The sequence below is a fragment of the Ignavibacteriota bacterium genome (genome assembly GCA_016713565.1).
Lineage (GTDB): Bacteria > Bacteroidota > Ignavibacteria > Ignavibacteriales > Melioribacteraceae.
Map to the genome: position 1 here is coordinate 938,509 of JADJOX010000007.1, position 24,942 is coordinate 963,450.

Consider the following 24,942-nt stretch of genomic DNA (forward strand, 5'->3'; position numbering starts at 1 on the left):
GAGAGAGAGTCTTTTGCCTTGTCCACTTTATTGCATCCTTGTTAATTCTTTGTACATATCTACTGTTTTATTTCGTATTTGCATTAATAGCTCTAAACTTGTTTTTGCCTTTTCTCCTGTGATCATCACTTCGTGCAATTCAACATCTTTCCCTTCAATAAAATCGCTCGTTATTTGTTTGCTGTCCAATTGATCGGTATTAACGCCTTTTATAAAATTGCTAAGCATTCCATCAAACTTATTATTAGCGGAAATTTGTTTTGTAGAATTCTGCTGTGGAAATTTCGGTATTAAATTGCCTAAACCTACTGCTTTCATTTTAACCTCTCTTGTCGAATAAAGAACCAATTAAAACTGTTTTTCTGTCACCGTCTTTATTGTAGAATTGATAATTTTCAATTTTGCCTTTTTCATTTGGATACATGTTTGTGAAATATTTTTTTTCTTCTTTAGTAATATCATTTACCATTTCATTCTTTTTGCTTTGAATATTATTTACGTTATTTACAGTTACATTATTTATCGGTTTATAATTTCCGATTGAGTTTGTAGAAATTTTCATTATATCTCCAACGAATCTTTTGCTATCTGCTTAGCGGAATTAAATGCCGTTAAATTTGCTTCAAAACTTCTTGATGCCGATATCATATCAACCATTTCGGTTACAACGCTAATGTTGGGCATTGAAACATAACCTTCTTCATTTGCGTCCGGATGATCGGGCATATAAACTAATTCACCTTCGGTATTATCTGTTTTTACTTCAACTTTCAAATTCAATTCGGGTTCAAAACTTTCTACACCTTTAGCCTGGTTTTTATTTTTATAAACGCTCTCAAGGGAAAAACCGGAATTTTTTAACGGCAGAGAATTTTTAAGTGTTAAGTTATCTTTATCTTTTTCAACTCTAATAAATTTACGCTGATACGGAGTTCCATTTTCTGTTTTGGTAGTGCTCGTATTGGCAATATTTTCGGTAATAAGCTCCATTCTTTGTTTTTGAATGCTCATACCTTTTGAGCTTATTTTAAATGAAGAAAAATTCGGTCTTATTTCCATTAGTTACCCCCTCTTATTACTCTCTGTAACGTTTGGTAATAATTATTAATTTTCTTTGAGCCAAATTTGAACATTATTGAATTCTGCGCCATTTCCGCCATTTCTTTATTTACGTCAACATTATTTACGCCTGATATATTTTCCATATTTTCATCAATTGTTATTTCCAGATCGTCTTCGTTAAAATGATCGGTTGAAAGAGTCTTCATTCCTGCCTGCAGCATATCTTTAAATGCCACATCTCTTCTTTTATAGCCAATGGTTTCCGAATTGGCTAAATTCTGGCTCACAACTTTTTGTTTAAGAGCCGTAAAATTCAGAAGGTTTTCTAAAACTTTATTTTCGGAAATTGGCATATTACCCCACCTTTTTTTAATGATTGGTCAAAAGTAATGCCAGTTAAAAGACGTGTTATTTAATAAATTTAAGATATGTTTTTGTTAAAAATGGCTAAAATTAGGCAGTTGGAAATTATTCTTCACTATAATCCAATAATACTGATTTAGTTTCACCGCAAGAACAAACAAATTTTATTTCTTTTATATTGTCATTTTCATCTTTATTCAATATTATTTTTATTCCTTCATGACTTTCTTCTTCAAAGGATATTTTACTTGTTCCAATTACTTCTACTTCTTCCGCGCTAATTAAGTTACCGGAAACTATATCATTTCTATATGAGATTTCTCTAAATACTGATTCGTTAAAATTTTCCATAATTATACCGCTTGATTTAAGATTTTAGGTATTTCTTCTAATGGCGCTATTACGTCTGCCAAACCATTATCAACAATAGCTCTTGGCATTCCGTACACAACGCATGTTTGTTCATTCTGCGCAATACAATATCCGCCGGAGTTTTTTAATTTTTTAATCCCTTCTAATCCGTCCTTACCCATTCCTGTCATTATTATACCCAGCATAAATTTTCCGTATATCTTTTGAACCGAATCAAGCATTACATCAACCGAAGGTTTATGCAGAACATTTTCAGGTGTCTGCGATGTTTTAATTTTAACTAAACCTTGCGGATCTTTTTCCAATGTAAGGTGAAATCCGCCGGGTGCAATATAAACAACCCCGTTTCTTACAGTTTCATCATTTTGAGCTTCTTTAACTTCCAAGCCGCTTAGCGCGTTAAGTCGTTCTGCCAAAGATGCCGTAAATTTAGGCGGCATATGCTGTACAATAAATATTGGAATTTTGATTTTATCTGATAAATAGGGAATTACCTTTTGTAATGATATTGGTCCGCCTGTAGAAATGCCTATTGCAAATGCTTTATAATTTAATTTTGGAAGCTGAGCCAATGTTCCGGCTGATTTTACTGTTTGACTCTTTGCATCAAATTTAGAATTTAAACTAGTCAATCTGTTTATAACATTTTTACTGCTGTAGATTTCCTTTACTTTTCTAATTAAATCTTCTTTAATTCCGGCAATTGCGACGCTTACAAATGACATTCCTTTAGGTATAAAATCAACGGCGCCAAGTTCTAAAGCTTTTAATGTTTCCTGCGCGCCTTCAGTAGTTAATGAGCTAACCATAATAACCGGAGTTGGCGATTCACTCATTATTTTCTTTAATGCCGTTAGCCCGTCCATCCTCGGCATTTCAATATCCAATGTAACAATATCAGGTTTTAATCTTTTAACTTTTTCTACTCCTTCAATTCCATCAACGGCCGTATCAATTACTTGTATCATTGGGTCCGATTCTAAAAGCAAACTAAGCGATTTTCTCATGAAAGCTGAATCGTCAACAACTAAAATTCTAATTTTTTTATTCATATTAATTTTTCAACTTATTTATTATTTCGGCAATATCCGCTATCATTACAACCTTTCCGTCGCCCATAATTGTTGAGCCTGCAATGCCTTCAATATTTCCCAAATATTTACCAAGAGATTTAATTACGATTTCTTTCTGACCAATTAAACTGTCGACTTTTATACCATATCTTTTTTCAGCTAAACCGATAACTACAATGAATTGATGATCGCTAGTATTCTGCATTGTATCCGAATGATATAGAATTTGATCTATATTGATCAAAGGTAAAACTCTATCTCTAAGCTTTATGCATTCGGTTTGATTGATTGTATAAATTTCATGCTTATTAATTTTAACAACTTCAATTACGGAGTTTAAAGGAAGTACAATGGTTTCGCCAATTACTTTAACCAGCAATCCTTGAATAATAGCAAGTGTTAAAGGAAGTTTGATTAAGATTCTTGTACCTTTATTCACCTCGGATTCAATATCTATAATTCCTCTTAATCTGGAAACGTTAGTTTTAACAACGTCCATTCCAACGCCTCTTCCCGAAACATTTGTTACTTTTTCGGCGGTTGAAAATCCAGGCGCAAATATTAAATTATATATTTCTTGTTTAGATATATCGTTTGCTTTTTCTTTCGTTAAAATTCCCTTTGAAATAGCTTTTTCAACAATAACTTTTGGATCTATTCCTTTTCCATCATCTTCAATAAGAATAATAATATGGTTTCCTTCGTGTTCCGCTGAAAGTGAAATTGTGCCTTTTTCAGGTTTACCTAAAGCTTTCCTAACTTCCGGTGTTTCAATTCCATGATCTACGGAATTTCTTATAATGTGAACCAGCGGATCATTAATTTCTTCAATTAATGTTTTATCGAGTTCTGTTTTTTCTCCGCTAATTACAAGATTTATATCCTTACCGGTTTCTTTACTTAAATCTCTAACCAATCTTGGAAAGCGATTGAAAACTTTTTCAATCTTAATCATTCTTGTTTTCATCACCGCTAACTGAAGTTCAGTTGTCAATAGATCGATTTGTCTTGCGGTATCCGCTAAATTTCTAGATACTTCCGTTCCTTCATATTTCATCGAAACATCGGAGTTTAATTGTGCAAGTCTGTTTCTTCCCAGCACAAGTTCAGAAACTAAATTTAATAATTCATCTAATCTTTCAACATCAACTCTAATAGTTTGTTCAACACCATTGCCGCTTTGTTTCTTTTCATCTCCTTGTTTCTTTGCGATGGATTCGGAAATATTTTTTGCATTAATTTCTTTATTTATTTCGTTAATTTCTTGGAAGGTAGGACTTTTATCAAAATTAATTACTTCTTCAAAATGAAGCTCTTCTTTTTCATTTGCTTCAGTTATTATTTCAACGTTTTCAATTAAATCTTCTACCGGTTTATTTTTTTTACTTTTGCCTTTGGCTTTTTTCTTTAAACTTTTTGTATTTTCTAAAAATGCTTTTTCAATTTCTTCATCGCTGAAATTTGAATCTCCGCTTTTAACTTTTGTAATTATTTGTTCAACTAATTGTTCTTCTTGAACATGTTCTTCTTTAGCGGGTTGTTCTTCAAAACTGTTATTATTAATTTGATCTATTATTTTTTCAAGTTTCTTTACTTCATGTTCAATGTCAAATTCTTCGTTTTTATTTTCTTCTACAATTACCAAAAGTTCACTCAAAGCGTCATATCCGCTTAAAATCCCATCCATAATTGCTGAATTAAGTTTAACTTCACCTTTTCTTAATTTATTTAAAATATCTTCCAAACGGTGAGTTAATTCCTGCATTTTTACTAAACCAAGAAATCCGGACGTTCCTTTTACAGTGTGAAATGATCTGAAAATTTCATTTAGTAAATCGGTATCTTCTGGTGTACTTTCAAGCTTCACCAAATCCAAGTCTAATTTTTCAAGAGTTTCTTTTGTTTCAACAATAAAACTCTCAAATATTTCCGTCATATCCGGATCAGTGAGCAAAGAATAATCAGCCATTGTTTTTTCTTTTTTATTATGAAAATAATTTATCTATTTCTTCTTGTGATGCTTTTTCGCTGCTAATGATTGAATCAACTTGATCCTGCTGATTTTCAGAAGGATTATATGAAGCTCTCGCGTCAAAATGTACATCCGGTAATTTTTTGTGTTCTAAATTTTCTTCAATATTTATTCCGGAAGAATCAACCGTTGAAAGCAAATTACCGAGTTTTTGCTGTACTGAAATAATCAAATGATTAACCGCGGCAAGCTGCTGAGCGGTAATATCTTGAACTTGCAGTGACATCGTTATTTGATCCGTATTTGCCATTATATTGGAAACTTTATTCTTCATCAATTCTAATGTTAAACCAACATCAATTGCTTCCATTAACTTTTTAAATATTGTTTTTGCTTTTTCGTTGCCTTTAATTTCTTCACATAATTGAGAAATCAAATATTCAACTTTTGTCCTGCTGTGAACCATTTCATCAATGCATTCGGTTAGTTCGTTTAACTGTAATGTTATTGAATCAATTTTATCAAGAACTTCGGTCATTGCCAATTCTGTAGCGTTTGTAACTTTATCCAGTTGGTTAGACGCTTCGGGAATTTTTGATCTGCTTTCTTGAATAGAACCACTGACTTGTTCAATAAAAGGAATAAAATCACTAATGAAGGAAACAAAACCTTCAATAACGGGAATCATTTTTTCGCCGAATTTAAAAACGTTGTCTACATCATGCAACCGGCTAACAATATCGTTCAAATTTTTTGTAGAATTACTCATTCTGTTTCCTCTTTAGTTTGCTAATATCAAATCAATTTTATCTTTTAAGATTTGCGGCGTAAAAGGTTTTACAACGTAATTTGATACTTTTGCCTGCAAAGCTTGAACTATATCTTCTTTAACTCCGCGTGTTGTAACCATTAAAATAGGCATTGTCTGTGTTTTGTTATTTGAACGAATTGCTTTTGTCAATTCCAATCCAGACATTACCGGCATGTTCCAATCTGTTATAACAAAATTTATTTCGCCATCGGCTTCAAGTTTATCTAAAGCATCTTTTCCATGTTCTGCTTCTGAATATTTACTGTAGCCGATTGATTTAAGGGTATTAACAACAATTCTTCTCATTGTTACCGAATCATCGACTATCAAAAATTTTGTATCCATTTTATACTCTTATTTTTAGTTTATATATTTCGCAACTTCGTATTGTATTCTTTTAGGATCGAATGGTTTTACCATATAAGAATTAGCTCCAGCAGTTAAACCTTTTCTTATTTCCTCACTTCCTTTTAATGATGAAAGAATTATAATAGGAATATTTTTATTTGCTTCGTTGTCTCTAATTGCTTTAATTAATTCGAATCCATCCATATTAGGCATGTTCAAATCAGTAATAATTAAATCGATATTTGTTGTCGGCAACAATTCTATTGCTTCCATACCATCACATGCGGCAAGGACTTCAAATCCTTGAGCTTTTAATGAAAATGATACAAATTTTCTAATTGTTGGAGAATCATCAGCTATTAGTATAACTTTTTTCATTTGATTATCCTTTTTTATATCCAATTGTTTTACTAAAACTTACTAATCTAAATGCTTTGGAAATTCCATGGAGTGTTTCTGAATATCCAATAAATAAGTAACCTTCAGGGTTAAGATTATTGTATAAACTGTTTACTACTTTAATTTTAGATTCCTGATCAAAATAAATGAGAACATTTGCGCAAAAAATAATGTCTGATTTATTAAGAATTCTTATTGCCGATTCATCATATAAGTTCATGATTTTAAAACTAACCATGTTTTTTATTTTAGGATCTATAACGTAGTTATTGTCAATCTTATGGAAATATTTTTTTAGATACATTGGGGGAGTGTTTCTAATTGAATATTCTTTAAAAATTCCTTTTTGTGCCGTTTCTACAACTGCGTAATTTATATCTGTTCCAAAAATTTCTATACTTAGATTCGGATATTTCGGAAGAATCATTTCATTAAGCATCATTGCAATAGAATATGCCTCTTCACCGGAAGACGAAGCGGCGCTCCATATTCTTAGTTTTTGTATCCCGAAGGTTTTTTTTGTCATTAGTTCCGGAATGATGCTTCCAACTAATGCATCTAATTGCGGCTGGTTTCTGAAAAAGTATGTTTCATTAATTGTAATGGCTTCAAATAATTGTTTCTTTTCTTCTTCTTTCTTCGGATTTGTTTTTAAATATTGAAGATATTGTTCAAAAGTATCAATTTTAAGATGTTTAATTCGCTTTTGTAATCTGCTTTCTAATAAATACTTTTTATTATCTTGGAAATAGATTCCAGACAGATCATAAATATATTTTCTCCACTCTTCAAAACTTTGCGGAGAAAGTTTTTGTTCAGGTTGAGAACTAAAATTAAAACTTAGTTTGCTCAAAGGATTTGGATTTAAGGTAGCAGTTGAATTAAGCATTTATTAATCCTTTAATTGAAAATTACTAATTCCCCTTTCCGATAAAATATTTTGGGCATTCTCTCTAACCATTTCATCGTTGTCTTCGGATAATTTTTTAATTATTTCTATTATTCTTGTATCATCGCCGTATTGAATAATTTCAAGCAGTCTAATTCTATTCCATGAAACTGTATCTTCTAGCATTGTATCTGAAAATACGAATGCGGTTTCAGAATCTAAGAAGAATAATAATTCCATTGATGATGCTCTAATTTCTTCATCCGGATGTGTTAATAGATTTGAAAATATTTCAACATAATTTCTCATTTCCAAATCATTTAGAGCCTGCATGCTCAAACCGCCGTCATACTGAATCATTTCTTTGATTAACCCAATGAAAGATTTTAAATTCCTTGGATTTTCTTTTAAGTATGGAATTGCTTTCTTAAAAAATGTTTTAAGATTGTTTGAAAAATATTCCCTTAATTTGTTGTCAATTTCTTCATCGTTGCCGAATATTGAAAATAAATGTTCAACAATATTCTCGCCTTCAAATAAACTAATTAATCTTACAGCCGATTTTTTATACTGCAGATCCGCGCTTTGCAAAGTTTCCAATAATGAATTTTTTAAGGCAATGTCGTTTGGCAATAGTAAATTTTTCTTTTCCTCAAGCTTTCCTATTGTTTCAATAGCCACCCATTTAAACGGACCTTCCAAATACTTTATGTCATTTATCAGCATGTTGAATGATTTTTCATTACCGATTCTTCCCAAACTTTCTATTAAAGAATATTTCGTTAATTCGTCAACACCGTAATAATTATCATTTATAAAATCAATACATTCGTCTGTGCCGATTTTACCCAACGCTTCAATTATTGTCGGTCTGAAAAGTTCGCTTCTGTCATAAGCCACAATTATTTCATCAATTGCTTCTTCACTTTTAATATTTCCAAGAGCTTCTATGCATGCAAGAATAACGTTTTCATCTCTAGAATATTTTAGAATGCTGATGATTTCGTATGCTGGTGCAGGATTTCCAATTAATCCCAATAAATCGATTATGAATTTTTTATCGTCGTCATTTGCGTTCGGAAGATATTCTATCATTGCTTTAATTGATTCATTCTTTCGTTTTAATAGAATTTCACCGGCTAAATTCCTTGCGGAAATATTTTCTGATGAAACATAAGGAACGAGATATTTAGGAATGTTTGAATTCTTGTTATTAGATAAAATCCTTGTTAAAGTATCTTTTACACCATTATCGTCAGAAGTCAATTTTTGAGTTAAATATTCAACAACTTTATCAGGCATTTCAACAAGTTGAAAGTTTTCAGCGGTTGTTCTTATTTTTTCAGAATCATCCGTATCTAATATTTTTTTTATAACTTCATAATTGTTGCCCATTTTTACCTCAGATATTGCAGCTGATGGAAAAGTCAATTTTCATTTTTATAGAATAACTATCGTATATTAAATTTATTTTTTTAAAATATTTTCAAGAAATATGCCTGAAATAATTCGATTGTTCGGCGTAAAATGAGGGTTTTAAAATAAATTAAGGCTGATATTAGCCAAATGAATGAAATGTTAAAATTGAAGATAAATAAAACGGCTTTTAAATTTTATAAGAATTACTCTATAAATTTTTTATAATTCTATTGAATGGATTTTGTGACTTCAATTCCAAGTTGTTCCATTCTGTATCTTAATTTTGATCTGGAAAGTCCCAATACTTTCGCTGCTTTAACCTGATTGCCTTTTGTAATAATGAGAGTTTTCAAAATTAAATCTTTCACAACGGTATCAATTTTAACACCTTCAGAAGGTACTTTAAGTTCAAAAGAAGAATTTTGAGATTTTTCCGAACTGTCACTTTTCTTTAGAAAACTAAGATGCTGCTCTTTAATTTCATCGCCTTCCATCATCAAAACCGCGCGTTCCATTGCGTTTCTTAATTCTCTTATATTCCCTTTCCAAGAATATTCCTGCAAAAGTTTAACGGCTTCTTCACTAATTCCTCTTATGCTTTGTTCAAATTTTTGGGCAAATTCTTTAACGAAAGATAATGCCAAAACGGGAATGTCTTCTTTTCTTTCCTTTAATGAAGGAATATTAATATTGGCAACATTCAATCTGTAAAATAAATCTTCTCTAAAAGTTCCTTTTTTTACTTCCTCTTCCAGACTTCTATTAGTTGCAGCAAGAATTCTAACATTAACGCTTATTTCTTTTTCACCGCCTACTCTATAAAATTTCTTTTCCTGCAGTACGCGTAAAAGTTTAACTTGAATATCTAAATTAAGCTCACCGATTTCATCAAGTAAAATTGTTCCGCCGTTAGCTAGTTCAAATTTACCTAGTTTTGTTTTTTGTGCGGCGCCGGTAAATGCGCCTTTTTCATGTCCGAATAGCTCGCTTTCCGCCAAATCTTTCGGTATTGATCCGCAGTTTATAGAAATAAATACATTATTTTTTCTTGGTGAAATTTGATGGATATATTTCGCGAAAACTTCTTTTCCGGTTCCGCTTGCGCCTTCCAATAAAATTGTTGTATCGTCGCTTTTTGCCAATTTTTCAACCATATTTAAAACACGCTGAATAGGCTTGCTCTTTCCGAAAAAGTCTCTTGTTAAATTATCAGTATTCAACATTGCCTGGAGTTCATTAACTTCTAATTGAAGCCGTAAATGTCTTACACATTTATCAAGTACTATTGAAAGCTGATCAATTTCTATAGGCTTAAGCAAAAAATCGAAAGCTCCCGATTTCATTGCCTCAACGGCAATTTTTACATCCGCATAAGCGGTTATCATAATTACCGGAATATGAAAAAATTTTTGCTGAAGAATTTTTAATATCTCTAATCCGTTGTGAGTAGTTAAATAAATATCTAGCAGAATTATATCGGGTGCGAAGAGACTTACTGATTCTTCAACTTTCGCTCCTTCCATACAAGCGTCAACATCGTAACCTAATTTTATTAAAACTTTCTTAAGTGAAATTACAACCAGATTGTCATCATCAACTAATAATACTTTAGCTTTCATTATTCCTCACAATCACAGATTAAATTGAATTGTAAATATTGTTCCTTTTACAGAGTTATTTTTCAGCTCAAAATCGGCATTATGCTCTTCAAGAATTGTTTTGCAAACACTTAAGCCGAGTCCGGTTCCGTTGTCTTTACTTGTATAAAAATCGTCGAAAATTATATTTTTCTTCTCTTCGCTAATGCCTAATCCTTCGTCAATAATTTCAACATTAACTTTACCGTTATTTTCAAATGAATTTATTAAAATTTTTGAGTTTCTGTCGCTGGCTTCAATTGAATTGGAAATGATATTAATTAACACTTGAAGTATTTTTGATTCACTGACTTTAATTTTTGATAATTTGTCAGCTAAATTTAATTGAAAATTAATATTTTTTTTATTTGCATTTCCTTTTGTAATTTGTAAAGATTTTTGAATGATCTCGTTAATACAATAATAATTATATTCATCTTTAGATCTTCTGGAAAATTCCAAAGTTGAATATATCAGTTTGTCGATCATATCGGCGGCTTCAAGCGAAGAATCTATGCACTCAATAGTTTCCTGATCGAATTTTTCAACGTTCATTTTAAGAAATTCTAAGTTGAGCTTAATAACGGAAAGTGGATTTTTAATTTCGTGTGTTAAACTTGCAGCGAGTTTACCAAGTATCTGAAGTTTATTTTCATGCACATTGTTAGTCAAGTTAAACCTATAATTTTCTTTTAAAAGAATTGGCGGGTTAAATTTAACTTTTTTTCTAAAAAAATGTACAGAATTGATTTGAAGATTTAGGAGATTTAAAATGAAAATGTCTCATAATCATTTTAAGAATAAGAATTACCGCAAAATTTTAAACAAAAATTCTAATCATAAAATAACTATGAGACAATTATAAGAAACTAATTTTCGTCAGCAAACTTTTTAATTATTTCATCAGCAACTTTATTGATGACTTCATCTCTGTTGTAATAACCCGAGTCTATTTTGGTTTTAACATCATTTAACAATTTAGCATCAACACCTTCCGATTTCAATTTCTTTGCTGCGTCGGAAAGTTCGAGCTTATCTGTTTTCTGCTGAGTTTGCCGACTCGAAGCTTGTTCCTGTTTTTTGTACAGTTCCGTATAACGGCTGTAATTATTTCCCACTCCTCTAATATCCACTTATTACCTCTGATAATTTATTAGTTTTTTTTTGTTTACTGTTTTTGATAATTCTTCACTTATGCTTTTCAAATTTTCTTTTTTTGCTTCTATAATATTATCGAATTTAGCTGTAATTTGTTTAACCTCGTTGTGAATTTTATCACATACTGCTAAATAATAGTCATTTGTAGCGCTGTTTTTAATTTCTGTTTTTTTTCTATCAATCTGTTTAATGAACGAATTAACATTCTTTAATTTAATATCAAGGTTTTCATCATTTATAGAGTTTACTTCTTTTGTAATAAAATACAAATATTCATCAATTTCCTTAAGATTTTTTTCAATAATTGTCATTATTAACTAAAAATCCCCAAAGTAGAAAGTGAATTCTGCGTAGAATATATTTGTGCCAACTGCATCTGCATTTGTTCATATTTTTTTCGTAATACTTCCGCATTTTTATCAATTTGTGTTTCCTTATAACCTATCTTATCATTTAAATATGAAACAGAATTATCATAATTATCGATTAAATTTGAAATGGTTCCTTTATTTTTAATATAGGAATCAACCATGTCATAAAGTTTATTGGCAACACCATTTTCGGAATTAAATAATTTGCCAACTTGTTCAGGGTTGGTATCTAATGCGTCTGTTAACAAGTCGTCATCTGTTATACTCAAACCCGACATTGGATCAAATCCAATTCCAATTTCCGATAAATAGCTGTAATTTCCATCTGATAAACCCTGAACTTTTTCATAAGAAATTGTTCCAAATGACTGCATTAATCCTATTGCGGTTGCGTTTCCCACAAAAATTCCGCGCTGACCATCTTTATCGGCATAATAATTATTTTTCACAAAAGAATAAGCTTCATTAAAGGAAGAAATCAAATCTTCAATATCTGATTTTATGGCTTCCCTGTTGTTTTTAACAATTAAGTTAACCGTTGGAATTCCTTCTTCCATTTGATTTTTAAGTGTTAAGGTCACGTCGGAAATTAAATCATCTATTACATTAGAACCTCTTATAACTGTTACTCCGTTAAGGTTTAAAACTGAATCGAGCGCACTTTGCGAAGTTGCATAGCCGCCGGTTCCATTATCAGAAAGCAAAGTTCTTGAAGTAAAATTCATTCCTATGGATTGAAGCAGATTTCCTGTTTCATCTTTAATGGTAATAGCATTATCAGATCCGCTTTTTTTAGAAATAATTGATAATTTTGATTCGCCGTTTTTTGGTGAAAATACAGAGGCGGATACCACATCGCTTAATGCGTTATTTACCGCTTCCGCAATAATTTTCATTAATTCATCTTTAGTTTCGGACCCTTCTAATTGAACATCAATAATTTGATCATATTCGCCGGTCGCGACTTGAAAAGAATATGTCCCGGCCGATAACCCTGCAGAACTGCTTGAACTAACGGTATTTGACATTACTCTATCGCTTTTTGCCAACTGCTGCACTCTTATATCATAAGTGCTTAACGCAGCGCCGGAACTTGCGTTTGCAGAAAAATAATCTTCTGAACTAAGTTCTGTTGCTTTCGCGGTAAAACTTCCACCCGCATTAACATCCTTTAAATCCGAAAGTAATGATTTTAGCGAACTTAATTTAGTTTTTAAATTTCCCCAAGTAGATGACAAATTTGTAAATTTAGTTTTCTTCTCAAGCAGCGGAGATATTTTTTTTGAATATTCCGATTGCTTTGAAGAATTAATTAAATTACTAATTGATGAACTACTTAAAATATCCATCTTTGTAACTCCTAGCCTTCCATACTAACAAACGCCTTAATCCATGTTTCACGTAATTCAGTTAATATTTTCAATACAATATCATAATTTTTCTTTCTCATCTGGTCTTGACAAAATTCATATAACTTTTTAAGACCGATTGAAATTTCATTAACTTCATTATTGCCGTATCTTAAGGCATTTATTAACTCTGCTAAAGCTTTATTTGTTTTTTCTAAGTTCTCATTTTTACATTGAGCAATTGCAAAGTCATAAACTTTTAATAATAATTTCTGGGGAGAAGAATTTACAATTTCATTTACTAAATAGGCATTAGCTCTATTATTAACATCATTTAATTTTAACGCCGCAGAATAATGATACATATTTCATCCGTATTAAAAAGGTTCTCCCTTTTCAAGGAGAACCTTTGATTAAAGAAAATTATTAACCAAATAATTGAAGTACTTGCTGTGGAGCAACGTTCAATTGTGCAAACATTGCTGAAGCAGCTTGTGATCCAATTTGTGATTTTGTAGCATTCAAAGATTCAAGTGCAACGTCAGCATCAAATAATCTTGAATAAGCTGATTGCGAGTTCAAAATAGCAGATGATAAGAACTCTTGTTTTGCTTGCAATCTTTGTGAATAGTTACCAATTGAGCCAAGTGAAGCATCAACAGCATCTTCAAAACCTTCTAATTTTCCAGCGCTTGCATCAGTAATATCGCTGATTGTTGTTGAAGTTATTCCTTTTAATTGATCAAGTGCTTCTTGAACACCTTGTGATAAACCTGTCAAACTGGAATATGAAGATGAAGTATGACCTGTTCCAACTAATTCGTTTCCGGATACATTTCCATAGTTAATGTTAATTGTATCTGAAGAAGAAACGCCAGTCTGGAATGTAAATCCTGCTCCGGCACCATTAGTTACGGATTGTAACAAAGTTGTTTCGTTAAATTTAGTTGTACCAAAAGCAGAAGCAATTTCATCAGCTATTGCTTGAATATCTTTAGCAATTGCTGCTTTATCAGATGTAGGATTACTTGCGTCAGCTACTTTTCCTCTGATTTGGGTAATCATATCTTTTATACTGATTAACTGACTTTCTGCCGTAGCCAACATATCTTGAGCTGAACCAACGTTACGTTGAGCAGATTGCATAATTGTTACTTTTGAATCCAATGATTTACCTACGTTGAAACCAGAAGTATCATCAGCAACATTGTTAATTCTTCTTTGTGAAGCTAAACGCAATTGAGCTGTTTGCGACTGTGCATTTAACTTTGCAAGAGAATTGTATGCTCTTAATGCACCAACGTTTGTGTTAATTCTAAATGATTGTGACATCTAAACCTCCATGTTTATTGATATTTTTGCGGGCATCCTTGCCCACTATTGTTATTTTCAACTTTTGTTGAAATTTGTTAGTTAATAATTTGCTTGTGGCATATTATCGTGAGTCAATTTTGAAAGTTTACAGCTTGAAGTAATTTTTTTTCAGGAATATTTAACTTGTGATAAATAGCAAGCAAGTCTCTATTTTAGAACTGGAGCTATTTTATTCACTAATATTTTAAATTTATTTTTCGAAAAAAGTGATGTTGAATCATTATTAATTTTTTCTTCTATAATAATTAATAAATCCTCAAGTTTTTGTGTCTCATTTGTAGAAAGATAAATGGATGCTAAGTAAAATAATGTCGAATCTTCAAAATCATCGTTTAATAATGATGATTCCAATATAATTTTAGCTTCAGTTGTTTGGTTTATTGAAATTAGAAATGCTCCGAAATCATTAAGAAATTTTGAGTTTGTTGAAAATCTGTCATATAAGTTTGAAAATAATTCGAGTTTTAAATCAGCGTTTCTTATAAAATTAAATATCCTCAAAAAATTATTTATGTTAACAGCATTTATAGCAGTTGAATGAATAAGAATTTCATTCTTATTATATTTATTAATAAACAATATTTCTATAAAATTACCTTCGTCTTTATTATTTTTTTTTAAATTTTCGATAAAGTAATTCAAACTGTGCATATCGCCGAATTGAAGCGAAATTAAAATTCCTTCATAAATTATTTTTTCGGCGTCGACAAATATCTCTTGATCTGAACTTAAATTTAATTTGCTCTGCTTTAACGCGTTTATGCAATGATTAATTGCACTAGAAAGATTTAACTTTGCATATATTTGGGCTGCAACAATATTTATAAGAGATTGATTTGGGTTTAATTTTATTGCTTTATCAATATACTCTTTTGAACTTGAAATATTTTGATTCCGCATTTCATAATCCGCCAAATTCATATAAGATATTGCCCTTAATTCTCTTATTAAATTTTCGTCAACAATCGCTTCCTTAAAATATTTTAAAGCATTTGTTGAATCGTCAAGCGCCGAATATGTATTTGCGAGCTGATAGGCGTTATAAGACGATTTATTGTTTTTATATTCATTAAGCAGCAATTTTAAATTTCTTTCCGCCTTAAATTTTAATTCTTCTTTAGGTACATTATATCCTTGATGATAAATTATAATCTCTGAATCAATGATTTTATAATTATTCTTAATTAGCGAGTTTTCAATTTGCTCATGTACTTTTCCCTCAAATTGAATATCAGAATTATTTCTGAACAATCGAGTATATTTCATCGATTGAGAAATGCCCAATTTTTCATCTAAGCTTACAACAACGCATTTAAAGCCAATTAATTCATTTATTTCAACAAGATTTTTTAACTTCTTAACAGATTCGGAAGATAATCTTTCATCGGCATCCAAGTACAAAATCCAATTTCCCGTCGAATTAGAAAGCGCAAAATTACGAGCCGCCGAAAAATCATTTATCCATTTAAAATGAAATATCCTGGCATTATAGCTTTTTGCAATTTCTACTGTTTTGTCTTCAGAACCTGTATCAACAATAACAATTTCATCAACGGTATCTTTAACCGATTCCAAGCATTCCCGAAGATATTTTTCTTCGTTTTTTACAATCATGCTTAAGGTTAATTTTGGCATTACATTCTCTCAATCAAAGTACATTCTTCCAATAATGAATTGTGATTTTCAGGTAAATTTAATTTTTTATTCACTTCATATAATTTCGCTTTTGCGTTTTGATTTTCGTTGTCATTTACAACCGCCCATTCAAGCATTGTTTTAGCTTCTTCGTACAATTCAGCCAAATTAAAAACTTCCCCCAAACCAAAACAAGCTTTTGAAGAATTTGGCGAAGACTCCAACTGTTTTTCAAAATATTCCTTTGCCAGTTCAAGATCATTTTTTGCCAGAGCTAAATTGCCGGCTATATTTAAAAGTTCATCTTTCGTAATTTTCTCAAATCCAATTCTATTTGAATTGTCAAAATTATCTATTGCGCTTTTTACATTTATAATTGCAGAATCATATTCACCGTCTTCAATATTTTTAAAGAGATTTTGAACGCTCAAAATATATTTATCCGAACTTAACGGGTATCTTATTGAATGATTTTTGTATGGTTCTCCGTTCAGCCAAATTCCTTCAGGTGTATTTCCCCATTTGTTAACAAACTTCTTTTTGTTTGCTTCAATTCTTTCGGCGTAACTATTTTCGCCGTTCGCCTTAAAACTTACAGAACCGTAATGGTAAATGAAAACGTCAGTTGCTATATATGATTGATAACCGGCAATTTGCGCTCTTAAACAAAAGTCGTCGTCTTCATAATTTCCGGGAGAATATATTTCGTCAAGTCCGCCTATTTTATTTATTAGTTCGCCATTTATTAAAACACATACAAATGCAACTCTGGGATATTTTATCCACGCGTACTTTCGACTTTCTGAAATCTGCTTTGCGTAATTGTTCATTTCATTTAATGTTTTACATTTATATTCTTTATCAATTTGTGTCCCGCTGATCGCATTGGAATAAATTCCTACAACTCCAACATTTTGATTGGAATTTTTTATCATAATAAGTCTTTCAAGCCAGCCATCGGTTACAATTGTGTCATTATTTAATAACACAATATCTTTACCTTCGGCTATTTTGATACCCTGATTAATTGCCTTGGGATAACCGAGATTTTCTGCATTGTTAATACATTTAACATAACTTAATTTTTCCAAATATTTTTTTGTTCCATCGGTAGACGCATTGTTCACAATTATTAATTCATAATTCGAATACGTATTTAATTCGATACTTTCGATACATTTTTTTGTTAACTCAAGTTGATTATATACCGGAATAATTATGCTGACTTCTGGTTTTACGAGATTCTTAATTTCATCTCTTTTTATTTTATTTTCCCACTTTTGATGAAGCAGATTTACATTTTCTTCAACATATTTAAATCTTCCTTCAGATTTTGATTCATGATGTATTACTACCGATTTTGGATTGTAAATAACTTTATAACCTTTTTCGCGAATTTTAAAACATAGATCGACATCTTCGTAGCCGTTAACAAAAGCTTCATCAAATCCTTCGGCTAATTCAAATAAGTTTTTCTTTATTAAAAGACAGGCGCCTGTCACAGCTTGATATTCTTTTATGAAATTCGCGTTTCTAAAATCTTCCGCTTCATTTTGAAAAATATGCAATGGAAAAATTTTATGCGGTTTATCATAAATGACAATTCCAGCATGCTGTATTTCATTTTTTCCGGGATATAATAATTTTGCGCCAACAATTCCAACTTTATTATCATCAATGGTTTTAACCATTTCATCTAGCCAATTGCTCTTTACTGAAGTATCATTATTTAAGAATAACAAAAGATCGCCTTCAGCGTTTTTTGCGCCGATATTATTCGCTTTTGAAAACCCAAGATTTTCTTCGTTATAGATTACTTTTAAGTTGGAATATTTCTTTGACGTACCCAACAACTTTTCTTTAGTACAATCTGTTGAATTATTATCAACAATTATAACTTCGAACTTTGTTTTATCTTTTGCCGAATATATGGATTTAATACATTCTTCTGTTAAATGCCAATTGTTAAATGTCGGGATTATAATTGAAACTAAATGCTCGGGTTTAAAATTCAATTTTTTATAATGATTGTTTGAGTTTTGCTGTTTGTAAGTTTCAGAGAAATGTACCAATTCGTTATTTGATAATATCGAATTTTCTATATTCAGCTTAGTCAGTTTTTCCAATCTGTCAAAGAAAATATTTTTACTACAATTTGATTTTAATAAATATGGTTCAATATTAATTTTAGTTTTGGAATTATTATTTCCGAATATTACAAAACCTCCAACCCGCTCAGCATAAATTATTGATTCAAGCAGTTCAATATCTATTTTGCATGAGATAACCAACAACAATTCTACGTTGAACATCTTTCTAAAGTTATCATATTTTGCTATAAAAAATCTGGCATCGGATTTATTGATATTATTTATTTCAATAATTATGCACGTTTTTTCTTCATTTTTTTCTATTGATAAATCTTTGCTTGTGATTTTTAATCTGTTATTATAATACTTTACCGGATCGGTAAAATATAAGCCTGTCATTTGATTTTTCGCGGTATTACCTTTACTTCTCTTTCTAAAATATCTTGCGGTAACAGCATTTAAAAATTTCGGATTTGAAATCTGCGCTAATCTGCGATACATATCCCAATCGATTAAAACGTTTAATGATTCGTCATATAAACCGGCCTTCGCAAATAAAGATCTTGTATGAACCGCGCACAGATTTGGTATGTGATTCATAAGCCGCAGCATTTTAGCGTCAACTTGTTTGGCATATCTTATTGTCGATTCAACTTCATGCCATTGATGATTGTTTTCAACTAAACTTACTTCTTCCGCAATAGAATAAACGAATTGATGTTCTGTATGAACATCCAAATATGTAATTAAAACTTCCAAATGATTTGGTAAATATTGATCGTCATCATCGAGGTATGCGATATATTTGCTTTTTGAATTTTGAATAGCAAAATTTAGAGCCGCAGCTTTTCCTTTATTTTCATTCGAAAAATATTGTATTCGCGGATCGTTGAATAATTTAACAATATCCGCTACATCTTCGCCGCCATCATTTACCAAGATCAAATTCCAATCTTTGTAAGTTTGATTTACTACGCTTTGAATTGCGTCAGCTAAATTTTGTCTTCTGTTGAAAGTTGTCATCAAAACACAAACCTTGGGATCATTTTTGTATTCTAATTTTTCCCAAGAACTGCTTCTGTACAAACTATTCTCCAATTCCTTAAAGGCAGAACTTGGAATGTCAATTCTATCTATTTCAAGCGGATTATAATTGTGATTAATTTGTGAAGGTAGAACTCTTGTAATTAATGTATGATTTTCAGATGCTTTTTTTAATGATTCTTGATTATATAAACCCCAAGGAAATGAAAACGCAAAAATTGATTTGTTAAAGTTTTCCGATAATATTTTATACGAATTATTTATTTCCGATTCAATTCTTTTGTTGAATTCTTCGTCATTTTCAAATTGACCCAAATCATTGCCGAATTTTTCATTTAATTCATTTTTAAGCGAACTGATATATTTCTCAATGCCTAATTCATCCAAATTATTTTTTATATAATATTCTAAACAAAAATCTATTACTTCCTTGTTGGGGATAAATGATTTGTTTGCCAAATTCGATGAATATTCAAAAATTGGAAAACCTTTTTTAGTTTCGGCTTCCACTAAATTTACATGTTTATATTCACCTTTGTAAACATCAATCAATTTATTACTTATAAAAGTTTGTCTATGATTTAGTGAATGATTTTGAATATCTAAAATTCTTTTATTTGCGGAATTTTTCCATTGATCTATAATTGAATCGTTTAATTTATTTGGAATTAAAAAACTTGTCGCTACACTTTGAGTATTGCTCAAAATCGGCATTGCTGAATTTATATCAGCCTCAGTTCCATCGTCTAATGTTATCCAATATGGTTTTTTATAATTAACATTTTTGTAAAGAAGGTTTTCAACTTGATAGGTCGTCAACGAAGTAAATCCTTTTTTACTAAGAAGTTCTATCGCGTTTTGAAATCTGTTCGAAAAATTCTCAGGCTGATATGATGGATGATCCAGCAACACCGGAAAATTTAGTTTAGTTTGAATTTCTGATTTGCTGAAAACGCTGAAAGTCACTCCATCTATAATTTCTTCAAATTGAGTTTTAAAATATTCACCGGTTCTATTATAAAAATCAACTCCATATTGCCTTACATTACCAAACTTTTGCGGCGAATCATATTCAATAGTTTTTCTCAGCCATTTATCGTGAGGAATTTCAAGAATTGCTATTCCGTCTTTTTTCAGCACTCGGGATATTTCCGAAAACGCTTTTCTGTCATCTGGAACTTCTTCAATTACGTGCTGCATTATGATTAAGTCAAATGTTTCATTTTCAAATTTCAAATCGCATACATCCATTTCAAAATCTATCCATGAAGTATCTCTTTTATCCAAAGGATTTCCCGATTTCCATTTATCTATACAAATATATTTACAGCCGTTTTCCTCAAAATATTTTCTGAATACCAAATTGTTAAGCGGAGCAATTTCTAGAACTTTTTTACCCGGTTCTATCACATGATCGCGTTTTAATAAAAACCATAAAGCTCTTTGTCGTTCCAAGCTGTTGCAGTTTGGACATCTAACTTTTTCTCTAACTCCCATGTTTAAAAAATCGCTGCCTTGATATCCGCAAATATTGCAGCATTCATATTTTGATTTATTGTTTTTTATCTCGTTAATTCTTAAAATAATTTCCGCTGCTCTGTTCTCAAATGTGCATGACTCGGTTTTATTAAAATTATCTTCCGCTTTTAATATTCTTTGCTTTTCTTCATTTAAATAAAATTTCAATTTATCTCTCAGCTCATCAATTGAATTATAACTTTCAATGCCAAATTCAACCAATCCTTCAACATAATTGCTAATTTGAAGTGTCCCGGTTTGAGCAACGTCAAAAGTTCTATTGTTTACAAATCCGTTTTCGCGCATGGATTGCTGGTGGTCGTTTAATACTATTTTTGCTTTTGAATATAATTCGGGAATTTTTTCCCATTCTACAAAATTTCCACCAATATATTTTGGATCTACAAAACCATCCCAATTTTCGCCGAATATCTTAAGATTGCAATTAATTTTTGTTTCTAACACATCACTAATTATTTGTCGGCATTTATTATTCTTAGACTCATAATTGTTGCCTATAAATAAAACGTCAAATTCTTTTTCGACATTATTGCGTTTATTAAAATGTTCCTTTTCTGTTGCTTGGGAAAGATAAAATATCGGGACCGAAACTTTTTTCGAAATTTGATCATAGTATTTTTTTGAAGCGGCAAAGATTAAATCATATTGATTTAGTTCCTCAATCTTATGTAGTTCAGGATGATTTATAACCCAAATTATATTTACATTATTTGGTTTCAATTCATAGTTAGATAAACCTTTTATGTGAATACAAACATGAATTGCTTCATCCAACTGATTCCATTCTTCCAAATAATGTATTACGGCATTATGTCCTTTTGCTTTTAACGCGTTTGCCAATGAGTTTGCGTAATAAATATCTCCCCAATTTTTATATGTTCTATCGGGAACCCCAATTTTAATCGCGAAATTGATTTTGTCCGGCATGTCATATTTTGAATTAATTGATTTTATTGAAGATATTTTTTTAATTTCATCAAAAAACAAATTAACGTCTGGAACGATATAATTTTCCCATCTCTTTAAAAATAACTGTCTATTTTGAAATGCCTTTTCCAATCTATTTGCCGATTGACTTTCAAGATGATATATCCAGGCATCTGGCGAATACCAAATTTTAAGACCTAAACTTTTTATTTTCATGCAAAGGTCAATATCTTCCTGTCCGTTTATAAATGCTTCATCAAAACCGCCAAGTTTTTCAAATAAAGATTTCTTTATAAAGAAACACGCACCTGTAATTGCGGAAACTTCTTTGCTGAAGTTTGCCGGAGGATAATCTGAAGGATAAAAATTAAAAATATGCTGAGCTAATTTATTGCCGCCGAAAGCCAAACCCGCATGCTGAATCAATCTGTCTGGATATAATAATTTAATCCCAACCGCTCCGATATTTTTTGAATTTAATATTTCAACAGGCTTGTTTAAAAAGTCAATTTCGGCAATTGTGTCATTATTAAGGAAAAGAATATTATCATATTTGGCTGATTTAATCCCAATATTATTTGCCTTCGCAAATCCTAAATTTGATGAATTTTGAACTATTTTTAATTCGTATTTAAGCGAATCTTTTACTTTATTTAATATTTCACTCGTGCCGTCAGTCGAATTATTATCAACAACAATTACTTCAAAAATATTTTGAGAATTTATTTCATTTAATGAATTTAAACATTGAAGTGTAAGCTCAATTTTGTTAAAAACGGGAATTATAATTGAAACTGAAGTGGAATTGTCAGAATTGAAATGTATTTGATCATGCATTTCGTTTTGTTGATTGTTTAAAATATCATTGATGAATTTCAAATTATCTAATGCAATTTCGTCATTGGGATTCTTTTCTAAAATTTGCGACAACAGATCAATCGCCTCTTCATATTTCTTTTGCATAAGCCAAGCAACAACCAAATTATTTGCGGCATCAATTGACTCGGAATCAATTTCGCTCAATATTTTGGTTAAAACTATTTCTGCATTTTCAAATTTTTCTTCAAGAATATAATTCTCCGATTCCGCCAATAGTTTTTCGAGATTATTTTCTTTATTGTTGTTATTATTTTTTCTTTCATTCATAACTTCATTATACCGTGTTGTTTCAATAACTGTGTTAAATATTGTTTCAGCAATATTTTTATTTAATCCATTAAGTTTTACTGCGTTATTATTTTTAATTGCATTGTTATAAATATTTATTAACTTATCGACATTAGTATGTCCAAAATTTTGTTTTGCAATTTCCAACAATTCTGCAATATCGTTCTTGTTATACTTTTCAATTTCTGAAATCAATTCTTGTGTGTTAAACATTTTATTATTTGTTCTTCCGGAAAAATTCTTAAGAATAAATGTCGCAATATTTTTAGAAGTAACTATCCCGTCACCGCCGTTTCGGTCAAATACTATCGGCACTCTCCCGCACATCATTGTTTCAACAATTCCTCTTCCCAACGAGAATACCAAATCAGATTGATTGATATAGTTTCCCATTTCCAAAGGTGAAACATCTTTAAATCTTCTTCCGATAAATTGAACTTCAATGTTTAACCATTTACATGCTTCTTTAATTGTTTGTTCAACTTCCAGGTTCATCTTATTTGTAATAACTAAAGCATTTTGCGGTTTAGTATTAATTTCGGATTTAGGATAAAATATTTCCGGGTCAATTATATTTCTTATTATCTCAACATTATCACTTGAAATTCCATTTGAAATTAAATTGTTTTTAACTTCTTCACTTACGGCAACAAATTTTGATATACCTAATTCGATAACAGGCGGCTGTTCTAAGAAAGGAATAACTCCATGAGAGAGAAATATGATGGGTAATTCGGGGAAGTGATATCTAATTTCAATTGCCATTATATTATGATGAACGTGAGCGACATCAAAATTAATGTTTTTTATTTCATCAATTTTTGTTGTTACCTTTACTCCGATGGACTCAAATAAAGTTAATATTTTATCGGCATATTTTGTATAAATTAAAACTTCATGACCTTTTTCAACTAATAGTTTTGCCAATGTGTATGTGTAAATTTCAGAACCGGTTAAATCCAAAAGCTGGTGGTTTGTTATCAATATTTTCAATTTGTTTTCCTTTATATAAAAACCCATTTCCTTTGAGCAGGCTTTGCACATTTTATATTTTGAATAATCTCCGTCAATGAATTGTGTTTCCAATTTTTTTATTTCGTTATAGACTTCAACTATGCTGGAATTATTTATATTAAGAAAATCTTTTTTTGACTCATGCATCCAGTCCATACAACACGCTATTGTACTGCCGTCAAATAAAATGTTAAAATTCTGAGAGGGCTGATTGCAGTAATTATCGGTTTTAAATCTGCTCCCTTTTTCTTCGTGAAAAAATTCCGGTAAAAGTCCGCCTCTTGAATTTGCCCAATAATCCAAATTGACTTTCACATCGGGGAAAATCTGTTTTAATGACGCTACGTCAAAACCTTCTATAACCGGACAATTAATTTCAATATCTATTATTCCTTTGGCTTTATCAATGAATTTTCTGCAATTTGTAATTGTAGTTTCATAATTCAAGCCTTTCATAGATGATTCGTATTCTTGTTTGTTTCCCGAGTTTATATTAAGGTGGATTTTTTGTGGTTTTGCTTCTATTAATTTGTTTACGTTCTCTTCCGTTAATAGTTGTCCGTTTGTGGAAAGAACAACATAAGCTTTTGTTTGTGAATTTATGTCTTTAATTTTTTCATAAAGTGTTTTATCAATTAATGGTTCGTGATGTAGATAAAAACCGACCTGACCCGAATAATTCATTTCAATGATATCGGAAAGAATTTTACGCCAAGTTGAATCATTCATTCTTCCATTTGTATGAATTGAGTTATATGTAAATTCGAAAGGACAATTAATACATTCTGAATTACAGTATGTGTGCAGTTGTATGAATATAGCTTCTGGATGCATGTTTTTAGTCATATTTTTAACAAGTTTATTAAGTTTATATAAACTTGCTAAAATCAAGCCAAACGAAATCTTTACTTTTTTGAATAATTTTGAGG

The 24,942-nt window shown here is 30.7% G+C and carries 21 protein-coding genes; all 21 read right to left on the bottom strand.

Annotated elements, in window-relative coordinates:
* Nucleotides 1-27: 27 nt before the first annotated feature.
* The 21 genes from fliE to IPK06_11590 all read right to left on the bottom strand — a co-directional run bounded on the left by fliE (nucleotide 28) and on the right by IPK06_11590 (nucleotide 24,859).
* Nucleotides 28-318: a flagellar hook-basal body complex protein FliE gene (fliE, locus tag IPK06_11490; protein MBK7980593.1), complete on the bottom strand. Its 291-nt coding sequence runs from the start codon at nucleotides 316-318 to the stop codon at nucleotides 28-30.
* Nucleotide 319: 1 nt separating this feature from the next.
* Nucleotides 320-562 (bottom strand): hypothetical protein, encoded by a 243-nt coding sequence (locus IPK06_11495; protein MBK7980594.1) that lies wholly within the window; start codon nucleotides 560-562, stop codon nucleotides 320-322.
* A complete protein-coding gene (flgC, locus tag IPK06_11500) occupies nucleotides 562-1,059 on the bottom strand; it encodes a flagellar basal body rod protein FlgC (protein ID MBK7980595.1) in 498 nt (165 codons plus the stop codon). The genes IPK06_11495 and flgC overlap by 1 nt, the downstream gene beginning before the upstream one ends.
* Nucleotides 1,059-1,415 carry a flagellar basal body rod protein FlgB gene (gene flgB, locus IPK06_11505; GenBank protein MBK7980596.1) on the bottom strand — a complete coding sequence of 119 codons (357 nt, stop codon included), beginning with the start codon at nucleotides 1,413-1,415 and terminating at the stop codon, nucleotides 1,059-1,061. Before flgB ends, flgC begins: the two co-directional genes overlap by 1 nt.
* 115 nt (nucleotides 1,416-1,530) lie before the next feature.
* The gene (locus IPK06_11510) at nucleotides 1,531-1,776 is read right to left on the bottom strand and encodes a hypothetical protein (protein ID MBK7980597.1); all 246 of its coding nucleotides are present in this window, start codon (nucleotides 1,774-1,776) and stop codon (nucleotides 1,531-1,533) included.
* A gap of 2 nt (nucleotides 1,777-1,778) precedes the next feature.
* Nucleotides 1,779-2,849, bottom strand: a complete 1,071-nt coding sequence (locus IPK06_11515) for a chemotaxis response regulator protein-glutamate methylesterase (GenBank protein ID MBK7980598.1) — start codon at nucleotides 2,847-2,849, stop codon at nucleotides 1,779-1,781.
* 1 nt (nucleotide 2,850) lies between these two features.
* Entirely contained in the window at nucleotides 2,851-4,839 is a 1,989-nt protein-coding gene (locus tag IPK06_11520) for a chemotaxis protein CheA (GenBank protein ID MBK7980599.1), read from the bottom strand.
* A gap of 16 nt (nucleotides 4,840-4,855) precedes the next feature.
* On the bottom strand, nucleotides 4,856-5,611 hold the full coding sequence (locus IPK06_11525) for a protein phosphatase CheZ (GenBank protein MBK7980600.1): 756 nt from the start codon (nucleotides 5,609-5,611) through the stop codon (nucleotides 4,856-4,858).
* A 12-nt stretch (nucleotides 5,612-5,623) separates the two neighbouring features.
* A complete protein-coding gene (locus IPK06_11530; GenBank protein MBK7980601.1) occupies nucleotides 5,624-5,998 on the bottom strand; it encodes a response regulator in 375 nt (124 codons plus the stop codon).
* 15 nt (nucleotides 5,999-6,013) lie between these two features.
* On the bottom strand, nucleotides 6,014-6,379 hold the full coding sequence (locus tag IPK06_11535; GenBank protein ID MBK7980602.1) for a response regulator: 366 nt from the start codon (nucleotides 6,377-6,379) through the stop codon (nucleotides 6,014-6,016).
* Nucleotides 6,380-6,383: 4 nt separating this feature from the next.
* Nucleotides 6,384-7,289 (bottom strand): protein-glutamate O-methyltransferase CheR, encoded by a 906-nt coding sequence (locus IPK06_11540; GenBank protein ID MBK7980603.1) that lies wholly within the window; start codon nucleotides 7,287-7,289, stop codon nucleotides 6,384-6,386.
* A gap of 3 nt (nucleotides 7,290-7,292) precedes the next feature.
* Nucleotides 7,293-8,684, bottom strand: coding sequence for a HEAT repeat domain-containing protein (locus IPK06_11545; protein MBK7980604.1), 1,392 nt, complete (start codon nucleotides 8,682-8,684; stop codon nucleotides 7,293-7,295).
* Nucleotides 8,685-8,935: 251 nt separating this feature from the next.
* Nucleotides 8,936-10,327, bottom strand: coding sequence for a sigma-54-dependent Fis family transcriptional regulator (locus tag IPK06_11550; protein ID MBK7980605.1), 1,392 nt, complete (start codon nucleotides 10,325-10,327; stop codon nucleotides 8,936-8,938).
* Nucleotides 10,328-10,339: 12 nt separating this feature from the next.
* Entirely contained in the window at nucleotides 10,340-11,017 is a 678-nt protein-coding gene (locus IPK06_11555) for a HAMP domain-containing histidine kinase (GenBank protein ID MBK7980606.1), read from the bottom strand.
* A 197-nt stretch (nucleotides 11,018-11,214) separates the two neighbouring features.
* The gene (locus IPK06_11560) at nucleotides 11,215-11,478 is read right to left on the bottom strand and encodes a hypothetical protein (GenBank protein ID MBK7980607.1); all 264 of its coding nucleotides are present in this window, start codon (nucleotides 11,476-11,478) and stop codon (nucleotides 11,215-11,217) included.
* 3 nt (nucleotides 11,479-11,481) lie between these two features.
* The gene (locus IPK06_11565) at nucleotides 11,482-11,814 is read right to left on the bottom strand and encodes a hypothetical protein (GenBank protein ID MBK7980608.1); all 333 of its coding nucleotides are present in this window, start codon (nucleotides 11,812-11,814) and stop codon (nucleotides 11,482-11,484) included.
* A gap of 2 nt (nucleotides 11,815-11,816) precedes the next feature.
* Nucleotides 11,817-13,223: a flagellar filament capping protein FliD gene (gene fliD, locus IPK06_11570; GenBank protein MBK7980609.1), complete on the bottom strand. Its 1,407-nt coding sequence runs from the start codon at nucleotides 13,221-13,223 to the stop codon at nucleotides 11,817-11,819.
* An 11-nt stretch (nucleotides 13,224-13,234) separates the two neighbouring features.
* Nucleotides 13,235-13,588 (bottom strand): flagellar protein FliS, encoded by a 354-nt coding sequence (locus tag IPK06_11575; protein ID MBK7980610.1) that lies wholly within the window; start codon nucleotides 13,586-13,588, stop codon nucleotides 13,235-13,237.
* Between the two features lie 61 nt (nucleotides 13,589-13,649).
* Nucleotides 13,650-14,555 (bottom strand): flagellin, encoded by a 906-nt coding sequence (locus IPK06_11580; GenBank protein ID MBK7980611.1) that lies wholly within the window; start codon nucleotides 14,553-14,555, stop codon nucleotides 13,650-13,652.
* Nucleotides 14,556-14,744: 189 nt separating this feature from the next.
* Nucleotides 14,745-16,232 carry a glycosyltransferase family 2 protein gene (locus IPK06_11585; protein MBK7980612.1) on the bottom strand — a complete coding sequence of 496 codons (1,488 nt, stop codon included), beginning with the start codon at nucleotides 16,230-16,232 and terminating at the stop codon, nucleotides 14,745-14,747.
* On the bottom strand, nucleotides 16,232-24,859 hold the full coding sequence (locus IPK06_11590) for a glycosyltransferase (protein ID MBK7980613.1): 8,628 nt from the start codon (nucleotides 24,857-24,859) through the stop codon (nucleotides 16,232-16,234). Before IPK06_11590 ends, IPK06_11585 begins: the two co-directional genes overlap by 1 nt.
* Nucleotides 24,860-24,942: the final 83 nt, after the last annotated feature.